Annotated in this window: 13 protein-coding genes, 3 tRNA genes and 1 pseudogene; 8 read left to right on the top strand and 9 right to left on the bottom strand. The window is 70.7% G+C overall.

The window, feature by feature from the left end; translation table 11 throughout:
- The gene (gene leuC, locus IL992_RS00755) at positions 1 to 1,386 is read right to left on the bottom strand and encodes a 3-isopropylmalate dehydratase large subunit (protein WP_193201361.1); all 1,386 of its coding nucleotides are present in this window, start codon (positions 1,384 to 1,386) and stop codon (positions 1 to 3) included.
- 140 nt (positions 1,387 to 1,526) lie between these two features.
- Between leuC and IL992_RS00750 the strand changes: the two genes are divergently transcribed.
- The 4 genes from IL992_RS00750 to IL992_RS00735 all read left to right on the top strand — a co-directional run bounded on the left by IL992_RS00750 (position 1,527) and on the right by IL992_RS00735 (position 6,055).
- Positions 1,527 to 2,243 carry an IclR family transcriptional regulator gene (locus tag IL992_RS00750; RefSeq protein ID WP_079312748.1) on the top strand — a complete coding sequence of 239 codons (717 nt, stop codon included), beginning with the start codon at positions 1,527 to 1,529 and terminating at the stop codon, positions 2,241 to 2,243.
- Between the two features lie 37 nt (positions 2,244 to 2,280).
- Entirely contained in the window at positions 2,281 to 3,984 is a 1,704-nt protein-coding gene (locus tag IL992_RS00745) for a hypothetical protein (RefSeq protein ID WP_193201360.1), read from the top strand.
- Between the two features lie 100 nt (positions 3,985 to 4,084).
- The gene (locus IL992_RS00740; protein ID WP_404804718.1) at positions 4,085 to 4,807 is read left to right on the top strand and encodes an MgtC/SapB family protein; all 723 of its coding nucleotides are present in this window, start codon (positions 4,085 to 4,087) and stop codon (positions 4,805 to 4,807) included.
- Positions 4,808 to 5,302: 495 nt separating this feature from the next.
- A complete protein-coding gene (locus IL992_RS00735) occupies positions 5,303 to 6,055 on the top strand; it encodes an AAA family ATPase (protein WP_193201359.1) in 753 nt (250 codons plus the stop codon).
- A gap of 3 nt (positions 6,056 to 6,058) precedes the next feature.
- On the opposite strand, the pseudogene IL992_RS00730 reads toward IL992_RS00735, so the two are convergent.
- The 4 genes and pseudogenes from IL992_RS00730 to IL992_RS00715 all read right to left on the bottom strand — a co-directional run.
- A pseudogene (locus tag IL992_RS00730) lies at positions 6,059 to 6,466 on the bottom strand (ester cyclase); the annotation flags it as partial.
- Positions 6,467 to 6,712: 246 nt separating this feature from the next.
- Positions 6,713 to 6,785: transfer RNA gene (locus tag IL992_RS00725), tRNA-Glu, on the bottom strand.
- Between the two features lie 13 nt (positions 6,786 to 6,798).
- Positions 6,799 to 6,871 (bottom strand) — tRNA-Glu (locus IL992_RS00720).
- Positions 6,872 to 6,914: 43 nt separating this feature from the next.
- Positions 6,915 to 6,986: transfer RNA gene (locus IL992_RS00715), tRNA-Gln, on the bottom strand.
- Between the two features lie 228 nt (positions 6,987 to 7,214).
- Here IL992_RS00715 and IL992_RS00710 point away from each other — a divergent pair.
- A complete protein-coding gene (locus IL992_RS00710; RefSeq protein ID WP_193201357.1) occupies positions 7,215 to 9,197 on the top strand; it encodes a M3 family metallopeptidase in 1,983 nt (660 codons plus the stop codon).
- Positions 9,198 to 9,200: 3 nt separating this feature from the next.
- On the opposite strand, the gene IL992_RS00705 is transcribed toward IL992_RS00710, so the two are convergent.
- Positions 9,201 to 9,740, bottom strand: coding sequence for a PadR family transcriptional regulator (locus tag IL992_RS00705; RefSeq protein WP_193201356.1), 540 nt, complete (start codon positions 9,738 to 9,740; stop codon positions 9,201 to 9,203).
- A gap of 55 nt (positions 9,741 to 9,795) precedes the next feature.
- Between IL992_RS00705 and IL992_RS00700 the strand changes: the two genes are divergently transcribed.
- Positions 9,796 to 11,133, top strand: a complete 1,338-nt coding sequence (locus tag IL992_RS00700) for an MATE family efflux transporter (protein WP_193201355.1) — start codon at positions 9,796 to 9,798, stop codon at positions 11,131 to 11,133.
- Here IL992_RS00700 and gltX read toward each other — a convergent pair.
- Together gltX and IL992_RS00690 are read right to left on the bottom strand one after the other, a co-directional pair.
- Positions 11,030 to 12,394 (bottom strand): glutamate--tRNA ligase, encoded by a 1,365-nt coding sequence (gltX, locus tag IL992_RS00695; protein WP_193201354.1) that lies wholly within the window; start codon positions 12,392 to 12,394, stop codon positions 11,030 to 11,032. The genes IL992_RS00700 and gltX overlap by 104 nt on opposite strands.
- The gene (locus IL992_RS00690; RefSeq protein WP_193201353.1) at positions 12,387 to 13,157 is read right to left on the bottom strand and encodes a fumarylacetoacetate hydrolase family protein; all 771 of its coding nucleotides are present in this window, start codon (positions 13,155 to 13,157) and stop codon (positions 12,387 to 12,389) included. Before IL992_RS00690 ends, gltX begins: the two co-directional genes overlap by 8 nt.
- Positions 13,158 to 13,239: 82 nt before the next feature.
- Here IL992_RS00690 and IL992_RS00685 point away from each other — a divergent pair, with 82 nt between their 5' ends.
- On the top strand, positions 13,240 to 13,620 hold the full coding sequence (locus IL992_RS00685; RefSeq protein ID WP_319018238.1) for an antibiotic biosynthesis monooxygenase family protein: 381 nt from the start codon (positions 13,240 to 13,242) through the stop codon (positions 13,618 to 13,620).
- A gap of 59 nt (positions 13,621 to 13,679) precedes the next feature.
- Here IL992_RS00685 and IL992_RS00680 read toward each other — a convergent pair whose 3' ends face one another.
- Positions 13,680 to 14,279 carry an HD domain-containing protein gene (locus IL992_RS00680; RefSeq protein WP_193201352.1) on the bottom strand — a complete coding sequence of 200 codons (600 nt, stop codon included), beginning with the start codon at positions 14,277 to 14,279 and terminating at the stop codon, positions 13,680 to 13,682.
- A gap of 277 nt (positions 14,280 to 14,556) precedes the next feature.
- Between IL992_RS00680 and IL992_RS00675 the strand changes: the two genes are divergently transcribed.
- The gene (locus tag IL992_RS00675) at positions 14,557 to 16,227 is read left to right on the top strand and encodes a heparinase II/III family protein (RefSeq protein ID WP_193201351.1); all 1,671 of its coding nucleotides are present in this window, start codon (positions 14,557 to 14,559) and stop codon (positions 16,225 to 16,227) included.
- The last annotated feature ends 8 nt before the right edge of the window (positions 16,228 to 16,235 follow it).

Here is a 16,235-nt window from a genome sequence, read left to right as displayed (position 1 = left end):
CTAGAGGTCGGCGGGGGCGGTCAGCCGGCCGGTCACCGCGGTCGCGGCCGCCACCTGCGGCGAGACGAGGTGGGTGCGCCCGCCCTTGCCCTGGCGGCCCTCGAAGTTGCGGTTGGAGGTCGAGGCGCTGCGCTCGCCCGGCTTCAAGGTGTCGGGGTTCATGCCCAGGCACATCGAGCAGCCGGCCTCGCGCCACTCGGCCCCGGCCGCCTTGAAGACCTCGTGCAGGCCCTCCTCCTCGGCCGCCTTCTTGACCCCCATGGAGCCCGGGACGATCAGCGTACGGGTGACGACCTTGCGGCCGCGCAGGATCTCGGCGGCGGCGCGCAGGTCCTCGATGCGGCCGTTGGTGCAGGAGCCGACGAAGACGGTGTCCACCTGGACCTCGCGCAGCGGCGTGCCCGCGGCCAGGCCCATGTATTCCAGCGCCCGCTCGGCGGCGGCCCGCTCGACCGGGTCGGCGAACTGCTCGGGCGACGGCACGGCGGAGCCGAGCGGCGCGCCCTGGCCGGGGTTGGTGCCCCATGTGACGAACGGCGTGAGAGCCGAGGCGTCGATCTCCACGACCTTGTCGAACTCGGCGTCGTCGTCGGTGCGCAGCGTCTTCCAGTACTCGACGGCCCGGTCCCAGTCCTCCCCGGTGGGCGCGTGGGGACGGCCGCGCAGGTACTCGAACGTGGTCTCGTCGGGGGCGATCATGCCCGCCCGCGCGCCGGCCTCGATCGACATGTTGCAGACGGTCATGCGGCCCTCCATGGAGAGCTTGCGCACGGCCTCGCCCCGATACTCGACGATGTAGCCCTGGCCGCCGCCGGTGCCGATCTTCGCGATGATCGCGAGGATCAGGTCCTTGGCGGTCACGCCGACCGGCAGCTCGCCCCTGACCTCGATGGCCATCGTCTTGGGCCGGTAGGCGGGCAGCGTCTGGGTGGCCAGCACGTGCTCGACCTCGGAGGTCCCGATGCCGAACGCGATCGCGCCGAACGCCCCGTGGGTCGAGGTGTGCGAGTCGCCGCAGACGATCGTCATGCCGGGCTGGGTGAGGCCGAACTGCGGGCCGATGATGTGCACCACGCCCTGGCCGGCGTCGCCCATGGGGTGCAGGCGGATGCCGAACTCCGCGGCGTTCTTGCGCAGCGTCTCGACCTGCGTGCGGGACACCGGGTCGGAGATCGGCCCGAGCACGGTCGGGACGTTGTGGTCCTCGGTGGCGATCGTGAGGTCGGGGCGGCGCACGGTGCGGCCGGCCATGCGCAGGCCGTCGAACGCCTGCGGGCTGGTCACCTCGTGGATGAGGTGCAGGTCGATGTAGAGCAGGTCGGGTTCGCCGTCGGCACGGCGTACGACGTGCTGCTCCCAGACTTTCTCAGCCAGTGTGCGACCCATGGTTGTGACGCCTCCTCGCGTTCAGACCCCCGCGGTCGTGTCTCTCATGATGAGACGGAAATATCGGGATATGGACACTGTATCTGCTGATTCCCAACATTGCGTTTGCATCTCGTATGGCGAGACGGCAGTATCGGGGTATGGACAACTCTAGCGGGGTCGGAGTACTCGACAAGGCGGTTCTCGTACTCAACGCCCTGGAGGCGGGCCCCGCTTCCCTGGCACAGCTCGTCCAGGCGACCGGTCTGGCCAGGCCGACGGCCCACCGGCTGGCCGTCGCGCTGGAGCACCACCGCATCGTCTCCCGCGACACGCAGGGCCGGTTCATCCTCGGGCCCCGCCTGTCGGAACTGTCCACCGCCGCGGGCGAGGACCGGCTGCTGGCCGTCGCCGGGCCGGTGCTCACCCAGCTTCGCGACCTCACCGGGGAGAGCGCTCAACTCTACCGGCGCCAGGGCGACGAGCGGGTCTGCGTGGCCGCCGCGGAGCGCGCCAGCGGGCTGCGCGACACCGTGCCGGTCGGCTCCGCGCTGCCCATGACCGCGGGGTCCGCCGCGCAGATCCTGCTCGCCTGGGAGGAGCCCGACCGGCTGCACCGCGGCCTGCGCGGCGCCAAGTTCACCGCCGCCACGCTCGCGAGCGTACGCAGGAGGGGCTGGGCGCACAGCGTCGGCGAGCGCGAGCAGGGCGTGGCGAGCGTCTCCGCGCCCATCCGCGGCGCCGGCGGCAAGGTGATCGCCGCGGTCTCCGTGTCCGGCCCCATAGAGCGGCTGACCCGTACGCCCGGCCGGATGCACGCCGCCCCCGTCGTCGCCGCCGCCGAACGGATAACCGAAGCCATGCGCCGCGCGAACTGATTGGAGAGCGGTGTCCCGATAGCCCTAGGCTGGCGGGGTGACAGACCGCATCGAGGCAGCCGCCGCTGAACTGCGTCCCCTGCTCCAAGAATTCATCCTCTGGGCGCCGGACAACGCACCCGGCAGCGACCCCGATCTCGTGGGCCCCGTCGCCCTGTGGCACCGCCTGATCGCCCGCGACGACGTCGGGCTGTGGAAGCGCGGCGACCTGCGCACGGTCCTGCTGGAGCGCATGCCCCAGGTTGTCGAGGACCCCGACGCCGCCGCAGACGGCATGATCCCCGCCGTCCGGGCCTACCTGACGTTCCTGTCGTCCACCGGGCGGCTCTCGCCGGGCTCGGCCTCCCTGGAGACCCTGCTCGCGGAGCTGGACGAGGTCGAGGACGACTTCGTGGACGCGATGGAGGACACCATCGCCGAGCGCGACTGGGACGAGGAGGAGGACGAGCTCGACGAGGACGAGGCCGACGAGGGCCTCGGCGACTTCGAGCCGTTCGCCGACGAGATCGGCGCCCTGCCCACGATCCGGCTGCGTCCCGACACCGAGCTGGCCGAGGCGGCCCGCCGGGTGACGCTCATCGCGCAGGCCCGCGACCTGGCGCTGTGGGTCGGCACCGGGCGCAAGGTGGGCGAGGAGACGCTGCTCACCGAGTCCGAAGTGGACGAGGCCGTACGCACGCTCGGCCTGCCCGACGCGCGCAACATCTGGAACCTCTGGAACCTCGCGATCGACCTGGAGTTCCTCGCCCCCGACGGCGACGACACGGTCAGCGTGGACTCCGACACCGCCGCCTGGCCCTTCGAGGACGACGACGACGTCCTGGACGCCTGGATGCTCGGCCTGCACTCGCTCGACTACGGCGACCCGGAACTGGACGACGACGACCTCACGCTGGCCCTGTCCGGCCTGACCCGCGCGCTGCTGATCCGGGTGCTGCTGGCCGGCGGCACGCGGCCGGTGTCCTCGCTGCGCGAGGAGCTGGCCGAGGCCGCGGCGGAGTACGACGACCTGGGCGCCGACGCCTGGGCCGCGGCCGGCGACCCGCTCGCCTCCGTGCTCGCCTGGCTGACCGGTTACGGCATGGTCACCGTCGAGGGCGACGCGGTGACCTTGACGCCGCTCGGCACCGAGGGCCTCGTCCACCTGCTGGACGACGAGGACATCGAGATCGACGCCCGGCCCGCGATCGACGCCATGACCGCGCTCGACCTGCTGTCGTTCAGCGCCGACATGTCCGAGGAGGAGGCCGACGAGGAGTTCGCCGCCTGGCTCGCCCTGCGCGACCCGGCGCGGGCCGCCTCCGAGCTGCTCGAAGCCGCCGCCGAGGAGGAGTCGGACGCCCTCGTGCGGGTCCAGGCCGCCAGCCTGGTGGGCTCGCTGGGCGAGGCCGCGATACCCGCCTGGCAGGAGGCGCTGAAGGAGCCCTCGCTGCGGCCGTACGCCGCGACGCACTTGACCCAGATGGACGTCGAGGACGCTCCGGAGCCGACCCAGGCGGACACCCACTGGCTGATCCTCGACATGTGGACGATCTCCGCCGGGCTCGGCCGGCCGGAGTTCGTGTCCAGCCTGCATGACATCGGCCCGGCGCAGACGCTGATCGGGCTGCTCGACGTGATCTGGAAGGTCCACCACCCGCACATCGAGGAGCTGCTGGACCTCATCGGCGAGACCCACCCGGACAAGCAGGTGGTCAAGGCCGCCAAGCGGGCGCTGTTCAAGGCGCGGTCGGGACGCTAGCGGCTCAATGAGGCCGGGACGGCGACGTCCGCCCCGGCCTCGCCGCCACCGCGGTCACGACAGGATGACCGACTCGGGCGTGCGGACTTAGTCTGGTCGCGTGACGCCGATCTCACTCATGGTGAGCCCTGTGGCGTGGTGGCAGCCGGCCGTGGACCTCGCCATCGCGCTCGTGCTGTCGGCGGCCATCGGGCTGGAACGGGAGATCCGGCAGAAGAGCGCCGGGCTGCGCACCCATACGCTGGTGGGGTTCGGCGCCGCGCTGTTCATGCTCGTGTCCAAGTACGGCTTCTCCGACGTCCTCGGCGACTCCGTGGTGCTCGATCCGTCGCGGGTGGCGGCACAGATCGTGTCCGGCATCGGGTTCATCGGCGGCGGGCTGATCTTCGTGCGTCGCGACGCGGTCAAGGGGCTGACCACCGCCGCCGCCGTGTGGCTCACCGCCGGAGTCGGCATGGCCGCGGGGGCAGGCCTGTGGCTGCTGGCCGTCCTGGCCACGGTGGGGAACTTCGTCGTGATGCTTGGGCTCACCCCGCTGGCCGCCCGGCTCCCCCGCTCCAGGCACGCCCAGTCGCGGCTGCGCCTGTCGTACCTGGACGGCCGGGGCGTGCTGCGGCAGGCGCTGGCCGAGTGCACGGGCCGCCGTTTCGTGGTCGACGAACTGTCGCTGGAGCAGCCCGGCCGGGGCCAGGACACCGGCGCGGTAACGGTCACCCTGCTGATCCACGGCCCGGGCTCGATCGGAGACCTCACGAGCAGGCTGGCCGAGATAGAGGGCGTGCTCACCGTCTCCTGCGACGACGCCAACGCCCAGCATTTCTAGAGAGTTCACAAGCAGCCTCGGGGAGCTGGCACTCGCTCGGCCGCATCTACGCCGACTGACCGCGTCCGCACCGCCCGCGTATGAGAAGGCAGGGCATGCGGACGGCGCGGGGGCGGCCTGCCGGTCACGCGGGTTGGGGTGGGCGGTGAGCGCGTCGGCCCGGGCCCGGCCGGCGGCTGTGCAACCCTGATAGGAACTGCCGGCCGAACAAGTGCCGGCCCACTTCTGCAGGAGGCCACACACCGTCATGACCAGCCGCGGACAACCGCGCTCGGGTCAGCGCGTGTTCTTGCGCCGCATCCTGGACAAGGGCGCGGAGTCGCTCGGCGTCGGCGCCGCTGCTTTTGGCTGGTTTGACCGCGCCATCGTTACAGCGGGTGGGGGCCGATTCCGGCTCGACTCCCGCGCCTACCTGCCGGACCTGGAGCGCCTCTTCGGCCGTGCTCTTGATCGACCCGCCCCGCGAACGCGTGTTCGGGCCTCGCAGAGCTGATCATGTTGATCACCCGCCTGACTGTGCCGCCACCTCACCCGAACCGGTGGCCGTTCACCATCCCCGCCCTCCACCACCTCGCGAACGGGCTCGACATCACCGCCCCCGTGACGTTCCTCGTCGGCGAGAACGGCTCGGGGAAGTCCACGCTCGTCGAGGCCGTCGCCGACGTCTGCGGTATCAACGCCGAAGGGGGCAAGGCCGGCAGCCGGTACGCCTCAACCGGGGAGGCGACGCCGCTCGGCCAGGCCCTACGTGCCGAGTTCACCACCGCGGGGCTGCGCCTCATACGTGGCCCCCGCACGAAGCGGCGGGCGTTCTTCTTCCGTGCTGAGACCTTGTTCAACCTCGGGCAGAACGTGTCCGGCCTACACGGGTTCTGGGAGGAGGACCTGACCGAGCAGTCGCACGGCGAGGGGTTCTTCACCGTGCTGGACCGCATGGTCGCCGGGCCCGGCCTGTATCTGCTGGATGAGCCGGAGGCTGCGCTCTCGTTCACCTCGTGTCTGCGCCTCGTCGCTTTGATGGACCGCGTGGCCCGCGAGGGCGGGCAGATCATTTGTGCCACGCACTCGCCGATCTTGGCCAGTCTCCCGGGCGCGCAGATCCTCGAACTGGACGACGACGGGATCCACTGTGTCGCGTGGAAGGAACTCCACCTGGTGGACCACTGGCGGCGGTTCTTGGAGACGCCTGACGCCTATCTGCGGCACGTGCTCGACCGCGACGCGACGCGGCGCCGGGAGTTGCCGTAGGCGTCACACCGGGAAACGCCGGTCCACAGGACCGGGCGGGTAGAGCCCGAGCTGCGCGAGCAGCTCCAACTGGTCGAAGTAGACCTGGTAGCTGACCACGAGCCCGTCCTGGACGGTGATGATCTCGCAGGAGCGCACGACAATGCGCCGCCCGGTCGCCTGGGCCTCCTCGCCGTCCGGCAGCAGCAGCGGGCCCTTGTGCGTGCCGGTGAGCGTGACCTCGTCCACCGCGCAGTCGCCGACGTCGATGGTGCGCCAGGTTGATCTGCGGTAGTCCGGGAAGGCGCCGAAGAACCGCGTCAGGTAGGACCCGATCTCCTCACGCCCGTCCGCCGTGCCCTCGGGGCCGACGAGCGCGCATCTCGGGTCGAACAGCCGCATCGCCCCGTCCACGTCGTGGGCGTCGAAAGAGACGGCCCATCTGGTCCATGACCTCCCGTGCCTGTGTCACCGCGTCCATCACCCCCGTCCGGTCAGTTCCCAGCGTAGGCGGCGGTGTTCGAGCGGCGTCGGCTCGCTCAGCCCGCTGCGCCATGTTGAACGCGGGCATGGGCGGGGTGCGGATTCGCGCCCGCGCGGCGGGCCATGGGCAGGGTGCGGCGTCCCGTAACGGCGAGAACCCCCGGCACGGGGAAGTGCCGAGGGTTCTCGATGATGTAGCCCCGACCGGATTCGAACCGGCGCTACCGCCTTGAGAGGGCGGCGTCCTAGGCCACTAGACGACGGAGCCGAGTGCAGTGAAGTAGTCCCGAGCGGATTCGAACCGCCGTTACCGCCTTGAGAGGGCGGCGTCCTAGGCCACTAGACGACGGGACCTTGCACTGCGCTGTTTCCAGCAGAATCCCTTGGGGGGATCCAGCTGGGGTACCAGGACTCGAACCTAGACTAACGGAGCCAGAATCCGTCGGGCTGCCAATTACCCCATACCCCATCTGCTTGCGGGGGCCTCGCGGCTCCCGCTTGCGACTCCGAAAGGATAGCCCAGCTTGCGACCCACTACCAAAACGATTGCGGCGCGCCTCGCGATCTCGTGATCCGATCGCCCGTACGGAGGGTCCGATCCTCCCGTGCGGAGGGTGTCGGTCCTCCTGCGCGCAAGGCCCTGTCCTCCTGTGCGAGGCTGGGACAAACGCCAGCACCACGTGAGGAGCCGCCAGCCATGACCTCGGCCGCGAACCCCTTCCTCAGCCCGAGCACCCTGCCCTACGGGCTGCCTCCCTTCCAGGAGATCAGGGAGGAGCACTACGCGCCGGCGTTCGAGCAGGGCATGGCCGAACACCTCGCGGAGGTCGAGGCGATCGCCGAGAACCCGGAGCCTCCGACCTTCGAGAACACGATCGAGGCACTGGAGAAGTCCGGCGCTCTGCTCGAACGCGTCTCCGCGGTGTTCTTCAACCAGACGTCCTCCGACACGACGCCCGGCGTCCAGGAGATCCAGAAGGACGTGACGCCGAAGCTCGCCAAGCACGCCGACGCGATCCACCTCAACGCCACGCTCTTCGCGCGCATCCAGGCGGTCGAGGCGGCCGACGAGGAGCAGCGGTGGCTGCTGAAGCGCTACCTCACCGACTTCACCCGCGCGGGCGCCACGCTGGGCCCGCAGGACCAGGCCAGGCTCAGGGAGATCAACGAGCGGCTGTCGGCCCTGGGGACGGCGTTCCAGCAGAACCTGCTCGCCGACACCAACGAGCGGGCGGTGGTGGTCGAGGACGCGGCCGAACTCGACGGGCTGTCGCAGGACGCGATCCAGGGGTTCGCCGATCAGGCCAGGGAGCGCGGGCTGGAGGGCAAGTATCTGATCACGCTGGTCCTGCCCACCGGCCAGCCCACCCTGGCCGAGCTGACCAACCGCTCCCTGCGTGAGCGGATCCACCGGGCCTCGGTCGGGCGGGGCGCGGCGAACGCCGAACTGATCAAGGAGATCGCGATCCTGCGCCGGGAGCGCGCACGGCTGCTGGGCTACGAGAACCACGCGGAGTACGTCCTGGCCGACCAGACGGCGGGCACGACCCGGGCGGTCACCGAGATGCTCGACCGGCTCGTGCCGCCCGCCGTGGCCAACGCGCGCAAGGAGCAGGCGGACCTGGAGGAGATCGCCGGCCACCCGATCCAGCCGTGGGACTGGGCGTTCTACTCGGAGAAGGTGCGCAAGGCCCGCTACGACATCGACAGCCGGCGCATGCGGCCGTACTTCGAGCTGAACACCGTGCTGGAGAAGGGCGTCTTCAACGCGGCGTCGCGCCTGTACGGCGTCACCTTCCACGAGCGGTCCGACCTGTACGGCTACCACCCGGAGGCGCGGGTCTTCGAGGTGCGCGACGAGGACGGCTCCCCGCTGGGCCTGTTCCTCGGCGACTTCCACGCCAGGGCCTCCAAGCGGGGCGGGGCGTGGATGAACAGCCTGGTGAAGCAGTCGGGCCTGGAGGGCACCAGGCCGGTGGTGGTCAACAACCTCAACATCGTCAAGGGCGAGCCGACCCTGATGACGTTCGACGAGGTCAACACCATGTTCCACGAGTTCGGGCACGCGCTGCACGGGTTGTTCTCCGACGTGCGCTACCCCCGGTTCTCCGGCACGGCCGTGCCGCGCGACTTCGTCGAGTACCCCTCCCAGGTGAACGAGATGTGGGCGACCCATCCGGAGATCCTGGCCGAGTACGCCAGGCACCACGAGACGGGCGAGCCGATGCCGCAGGACCTCGTCGACCGGATGCTGGAGACGCAGAAGTTCAATCAGGGCTTCGCCACGCTGGAGTACCTGGCCGCCACCCTGCTCGACTGGGCGTGGCACACGGCGTACGACGGCGAGGAGGACGTGGAGGAGTTCGAGAGGCGGGCGCTGCGGGAGGCCGGGGTGGACCTGCCGGCCGTCCCGCCGCGATACCGCAGCACGTACTTCGCCCACATCTGGGCGAGCGGCTACAGCGCCGGTTACTACTCCTACATCTGGAGCGAGGTCCTCGACGCCGACACCGTCGAGTGGTTCAACGAGAACGGCGGGCTGCGCCGGGAGAACGGCGACACCTTCCGCCGGGCCCTGCTGTCCCGGGGCGGCAGCGTGGACTCCATGGCGGCGTTCCGCGACTTCCGCGGCCGCGACCCGGAGATCACTCCCCTGCTGGACCGCCGCGGACTGCTGTAACGGTCACGACCGGGTGAGCGCGGAGATGGCCTGCCTGAGCCAGTCCTTCTCCGCGGCGCTTACGGCCCGGGCGACGAGCACCATGCCGCGGCGGAAGGGATCGGGCATCTCCTCGGCCCTGAGGGGCCTTCCGCCGCGGTAGAAGAAGCTCGCCGGCGTCTCCAGGAAGGCCAGACGCCGGCGCAGCACCCGCACCTGGTCCTCGGCGTCGGGGAGCCGGGACAGGAACGCCAGCAGCGTGAAGAACCTCGCCTGGTCGCTGATCTCGACATCCGACGGCTCACGCAGCCGCCTGAACAGTTCCTCCCGGCCCCGGGCGGTGATCGAGAGCACCTGGCGCCGGGCGGCGCCGGAGCCCTCCTCCTCGTGCCGCTCCAGGAGGCCGGCCGCCTCCATCCGGGCGATGGCCGGGTAGAGCGCGCCGTCGCTGACCGGCCGGACGTGCCCGCTCAGCCCGGCGATGCGCTGCTTGAGCTCGTATCCGTGCATCGGCTCCTCGTCCAGGAAACCGAGGATCGTCAACGCCAGGTCACCGCTTGCCACGGTGGCATCGTATCGTTATACCTCTAATCGATATAGCTCGATTCGAGGTAAGCACATGAGACTGATCAGGCTCGCCCTGCCCGTCTACGTCGAACTCCTGACGGCCGTCGTGGCCGTCGGCCTGATCGACACGCTGTGGGTCTCCGGACTGGGCAGCGAGGCCGTCGCCGCGGTCACGGTCGCCACCACGACCGAGAACCTGGCCCTCGGCGTGATCCTCTGTGTCGGGACGGGCACGACCGTCCTGATCGGACGGCGGGACGGCCGCGCCCCGCTGGCCCCGGTCATCCGTACGGCCTGGCTGCTGCTGGGCGCCTTCGCCCTGGCCGTGGCGGTGCCCGGCCTACTGCTGCGCGAGCCGGTCGCCCGCCTGTTCACCGACGATCCCGTCACGGTGGGGCTGGCCGCGGGCTACTACGCGGTGGCGTTCGCCGGGATCCCCGTCTTCTTCGCCCAGAACCTCGTCGACGGGATCTTCAAGGGCCTCGGCGACACCCGGACGCCGATGCGGGCCGCCCTGCTCTGCAACGCCCTGGTGATCGGCCTGGACCCGCTGCTGATCTACGGGCTCGGCCTGGGCGTCCGGGGAGCCGCGCTGGCCACCGTGGCGGCCCGCCTGGCCGCGCTGGCCGTCTCCGTCCTCCTGCTGGCCCGGCGGCTGCCCACGGAGAGGGGGACGGCGAAGGTCTCGGCGAACCGCGCGGACGCGGCGGCGATCCTGCGCACCGGGCTGCCCATGTCCGGCGACTTCCTCGCGCGTGCCCTGGTGGGCATGGCGCTGGCCGGCGTCGTCGGCCGGCACGGCGTGGCCGCGCTCGCGGGGTACGGCATCGGCCTGAAGATCATGATGGCCGGGGTGATGTCCTTCTACGCCCTCCGCCAGGCGGCGATGATCCGCACCTCGCGCGCAGGCGAGGCGGACGGCCCGTCTTCACGGCGTGATGACGCCGTCGCCGTGCTGCGGTACGGCCTGGCCGCGGGACTGGCCGCCTCGCTCGTGCTCAACGCGCTCGCCCCGGCGGCCGTGGGCCCGTTCACCGCCGACCCGGCGGTTGCCGCGGAGGCCGTGTGGTTCCTGCGCTGCATGCCGCTCTATCTCGTGCCCTTCGGCGGCCTGATCGCCGTCGGCGGCGTCCTGCAGGCCGGCGGGCGGGGCGCCGGCCTGCTCGCGGCCACGCTGGCGGGCTTCGCCGTCCAGTTGCCACTGGCCTTCCTGCTCGGCTCCCGGATGGGAACCACGGGGGTCTGGCTGGCCATGGCCGCCGGCGCCGCGCTGTCGCTCGCCCTGCTCAGGCCAGCCTGGCAAGGGCCGCGCGCACCCGGCCGAGCGAGCGCTCACGGCCGAGCACCTCGATCGACTCGAACAGCGGCAGGCCCACGGTCCGGCCGGTGATCGCCACCCGGACGGGGGCCTGCGCCTTGCCGAGCTTGAGCCCGTGGGCGAGGCCGACCTCCTCCAGGGCGGTCTTGAGCGAGTCGGGGTCCCAGCTGACCGTCTCCAGCCGATCGGCGTACCCGGCCAGGATCTCGGCCGCCCCCGCCTTCATCGCCTTGTCCCACGACGCCTGGTCGAAGACGGGCTCGTCGAGGAACAGGAAGTCGACGTTGGCGGTGACCTCGGACAGCACGGCGACGCGGGTCTGCACCAGGTCGGCCACGCGGTCGAACACCGAGCGGTCCCAGGACGGGTCGAGCCACGGCTCGCAGCGGGCGATGAACACCTCGCGGGGCAGCGCCCGGATGTACTCGCCGTTGAAGGCCCGCAGCTTCTTCTCGTCGAAGAACGCCGGGGCCTGGTTCACGTCCTCCAGCCGGAACAGCGGCATCATCTCCGACCACGGCATGATCTCGCGGTCGTCGCCGGGCCCCCAGCCGAGCAGCATGAGGTAGTTGACCATCGCCTCGGCGAGGTAGCCCTCGTCGCGGTAGGACTCCAGGGCCACCTTGTCGCGGCGCTTGGACAACTTCTGCCGCTTCTCGTTGACGATCACCGGCACGTGCGCCCAGACCGGCGGCTCCGCGCCGAGCGCCTTCCACAGAAGCTGCTGCTTCGGCGTGTTCGACAGGTGCTCCTCGGCCCGTACGACATGGTCGATCCGCATCTCCATGTCGTCCACGACGTTGGCGAGGATGAACAGCGGCGAGCCGTCCCCCCGGACGATGACGAAGTCCTCCATCGCCGAGTTGGGGAACTCCACCCGCCCGCGGACCTTGTCGTCCACGACCGTCACGCCCTCGTCGGGCGTACGGAACCGCACCGCGCCCTCGGTCAGGCCGCGGTCGCGGCAGTGGCCGTCGTAGCCCTGGTGCTCCGAGCCGGTCCTGGCCTTGACGTCGTCGCGCGTGCAGGTGCAGTGGTAGGCCTTGCCGTCCTTGAGCAGCTTCGCCGCGGCCTCGCGGTGCTGCTGCTCGTAGGCGGACTGGAAGTAGGGCCCCTCGAAGTGCGGCGAGTCGCCGTTGATGCCGATCCAGGCGAGGGCCGAGATGATGCCCTCGGTCCATTCGGGCCGGTTGCGTGCCGCGTCCGTGTCCTCGATGCGCAGCACGAACGTGCCGCCGGACTGCTCGGCGATCGCCCAGTTGAACAGCGCCGAGCGGGCGCCGCCGACGTGGAACATGCCGGTGGGCGAAGGGGCGAAGCGCACCCTAGTCACGTGAGATCACCCGGTTAGTGAGAGTTCCGATTCCTTCGATGGAGACGCCGACCTCGTCGCCCACGGACATCGGGCCCACCCCGGCGGGCGTGCCGGTCAGGATGACGTCGCCGGGCAGCAGGGTCATGACCGCGCTCACGTACGCGATGAGCGCGGGGATGTCGTGCAGCAGGAGGGAGGTGCGGGCGCTCTGCCTGACCTCGCCGTTGAGCGTGGTGGTGATCGCCAGGTCGGCCGGGTCGAGTTCGGTCTCGATCCAGGGACCGAGCGGGCAGAACGTGTCGAAGCCCTTGGCCCGGGTCCACTGGCCGTCCCTGGCCTGCAGGTCGCGCGCGGTCACGTCGTTGGCGCAGGTGTATCCGAAGACGACCTCGCCCGCTCGCTCCGCGGGGACGTCACGGCACAGCCGGCCGATCACCACGGCCAGTTCGCCCTCGTAGTCGACGCGCTCCGACAGCTTCCCCGGGTACGCGATCGCCTCCGACGGCCCGATCACGGTCGTGTTGGGCTTGAGGAACACGACCGGCTCCGCCGGGGGCTCTCCGCCCATCTCCCTGGCGTGGTCGGCGTAGTTCTTGCCGATAGCGATGATCTTGCTGGGCAGCATGGGGGCGATCAGGCGGACCTCGGCCACCGGGAACCGCTCGCCGGTGAACTCCACCCCGTGGAAGGGGTGGCCGCCGACGCGGGCGATGACCTGCCCGCCCTCTTCCACCACGCCGAAGGCGACCTGGTCGCCCATCGAGAACCTCGCGATACGCACGTCACGAGCCTAGTGGGGGACGCCGGGTGGGCGTACGTAAGGTGGTCTGGTATCAGCTGGAGTCAAGCGTACGGGAGTCGATGTGCCTTCGGTCGTGAAGATCAACGTGCTGACGGTGCCCGAGGAGATGCGGCGCGAACTGGAGAAGCGGTTCGCCAACCGGGCCGGGATGGTGGAGTCGGCCGACGGGTTCGAGTGGTTCGAGCTGTTGCGGCCGGTGGAGGGCAGCGACCGCTACCTCGTCTACACCCGTTGGCGCAGCGAGGAGGACTTCCGGCGCTGGCAGGAGAGCCGGGCGTTCCAGGCGGGACACGCGCAGGCCGCCGCCGAGGCCGCCGCGCAGGGCCACGGACACGGGCAGGGCCACGGACACGGGCACGGGCAGGGCGGCCCGGCCGCGACCGACTCCGAGCTGTGGACGTTCGAGGTCGTGGAGAGCACCGGCCCCAAGCAGGAAGGCTGAGCCGGGCCCGTCGAAGACGCGCCGGCCCCGGTCACGCACCGCCGGGGCCGGTCGGCGGTTCAGGCGTCGAGCGGGTTGGCGGCGATGCGGGCGCCGATGCCGTCCACGACGGAAACGGCCGCCCTACAGCCGGGCTTGCGCCGGGCCTGCTCCTCGAACACGGCGAGGAACTCCGCGCCGAACCCGAGCCGGGGATGCCGCGCGAGCACGGCGGCCCGGGCGTCCGCGGGGAACTCCTCGGGCCGCTGTCCCGACACGTCCCACGACGTGGCCACCTGCAGCAGGTGCGACTCCGGGTCCTCGGACGCGGCGACCCCGTCGCGCATGTGGACCACGATGATCTTCTCGGCCCGCGCGCACCTGTCGGGCGACCATCCGGCCGCCGTGCAGAAGACCCAGGCGAGGCGTCCTCCCGCCTCCTCGAACGGCACCGTGTGGCTGTCGAAGGTCTCGGTCAGCCCGATGTCGTGGAGCAGGGAGGACACGTAGTACAGCTCGTCGTCGAAGCCGATCCCGTGCGCCCGGGCGTACCCGGCGCCCCACAGGTAGGACCTGATCGAGTGGTTGAGCAGCGCGGGCGAGCAGAAGCGAGTCGCGACGGCGAGCGCGGCCGACGCGGCGGGCGTCTCGGGGAACGTCTCTGAGAACGGAGCCGGCATGGCCCCAGGCTGGCAGAGCCGGGAGGCCGGGCGCGAGCGGCCGTACGGCCACTTCCCGCACGATTCGGGCCAGCGCTACGGGCGCAGGCCGTCCAGAAAAGGTAAGCCGCCGGAGGAAGGGAAGGAACGCCGGCCCGGCCCGGTCGGCCGCACCTGGATTCGGATGACAAGCTCACGTATGTGAGCAGTTGTGCAGTTGTAACCAGAGTGACTTGACCAGATCACCAGAATTCGGACAGCATGAGCGGCTCCCATTCGATCTCGGAAGGAATCCGGCGTGTTCCGCCGCCTCTCAGCCCTCTCCCTGGTGGCCGCCCTCCCGCTGACCGCGCTCACCGTGGCCGCGCCCGCCGAGGCACGGGCCCCGCACCGCACACCGGAGTGCCAGGGCGACTGGCTGCCCGCCACCCCCACCTCCGGTGACGTCATGAGCGGCAAGCTGTCCTTCCTCGGCCTGCCTGCGGTCACGGTCGGCAAGGACGTCGACTGGCGCATGGACCCGTACAGGAACAGGTCCTGGCAGATGGTGTTCCAGTCGCTGCGGTGGATGGGCAGGCTGGTGGCCGACTACGAGTCGACCGGCGAGGAGGACTACCTCAGCCGGGCCGTGGAGATCGCCAAGGACTGGGTCACAGACAACCCCTACGGCGGGCGCACGACCAGCCCGTACGCCTGGGCCGAGCACCCGATCGCGCTGCGCGCCCCGGCCCTGGTGTGCCTGAGCAGGTACGTGAAGGCCGACTGGCTGAAGGACAGCCTGGCCCTGCACGCGAAGCTGCTGTCGAACCCCAAGAACTACGAGCTCGGCCACAATCACGGGCTCGACCAGGACATCGGCCTGCTGCGCATCGGCTGCCGCTACGGGAACCCGAAGTGGAAGAACCTCGCCGTCAGCCGCATGGTGAAGTCGATGAAGCTCGACATCGACGGGCAGGGCGCGCTGCGCGAGCAGGCGCCGCGTTACGCCATCTACGTGCACGACCGGCTCAGGGTGGCGGTCGACACGATCAAGGACTGCAAGATGAAGGTCCCCGCGGCGCTGGCCACCCGCTGGGAGAGCCTGCCGCGACACATCAGCGCCGCCACCCAGCCCAACGGCTACATGGTGCCGATCGGCGACGGTCCCGCCGACGTCCAGCCGGCCGCCTTCGACCACGCGGACTCGACCGTGCAGGTCTTCAACGCCGGATACGTCTTCGGCCGCACCGCCTGGGACGACCCCAAGTCGGCCTACTACTCGATCCGCTTCGGGCCCGCGCTGAAGTTCCACGGCCACGAGGACCATATGGGCGTGACCTACTACGCCCAGGGCCGCTCGATCCTCACCGAGGCGGGCTTCGTCTCGTACGAGAACACGCCCTACCGGCGGTGGACGCTCAGTCCTGAGGCCCACAACGTGCCGATCCTCGTGGGCAGGAAGTTCCGCGGGCACACTCCCACGGCGCTGGTGGCCAAGTCCGTGCGCAAGGACCGGCAGACGTTCACGTTCACCGACAGGGCGTACGGCGTGCCGCGCAAGCGGTCGGTGCTGGTGAACCACCGCGAGGACGTGATGGCGGTGCTCGACAGCGGCGGCGGGAAGCTCCAGAACCTGTGGCACCTCGATCCCGGGCTGAAGGTCGTGTCCAACTCGGGCGGGCAGGTCGTGGTGGGCGACGGCGGGTGGAAGGCGTCGATCGTCCAGCTCGCGATGCCGTCGTGCAAGCCGGTCGGCGGCCAGCGGGTGGTGCGCGGGCAGACCTCGCCCTACCAGGGCTGGATCTCGCCGGGCTACATGCGCAAGGAGCCGGCCCCGGTGATCGTCTCGCCCGTGGCGGGGTCGTTGCTGACCGTGGTGGTGCCCGGGACCGACCGGCCGGAGGTCACCTGCTCAGGACGCACTCTGATCGTTCACACCCCGGCCGGTTCTGTCACGCTGCGCGCAAGCTCCTCCGGCAACCTGTCGTAGTCTCCTCC

It is taken from the genome of Microbispora sitophila, assembly GCF_014892245.1.
Lineage (GTDB): Bacteria > Actinomycetota > Actinomycetes > Streptosporangiales > Streptosporangiaceae > Microbispora > Microbispora siamensis.
Note: the sequence above shows the minus strand (reverse complement) of the source record. Positions and strands in the feature narration are given on the sequence as shown.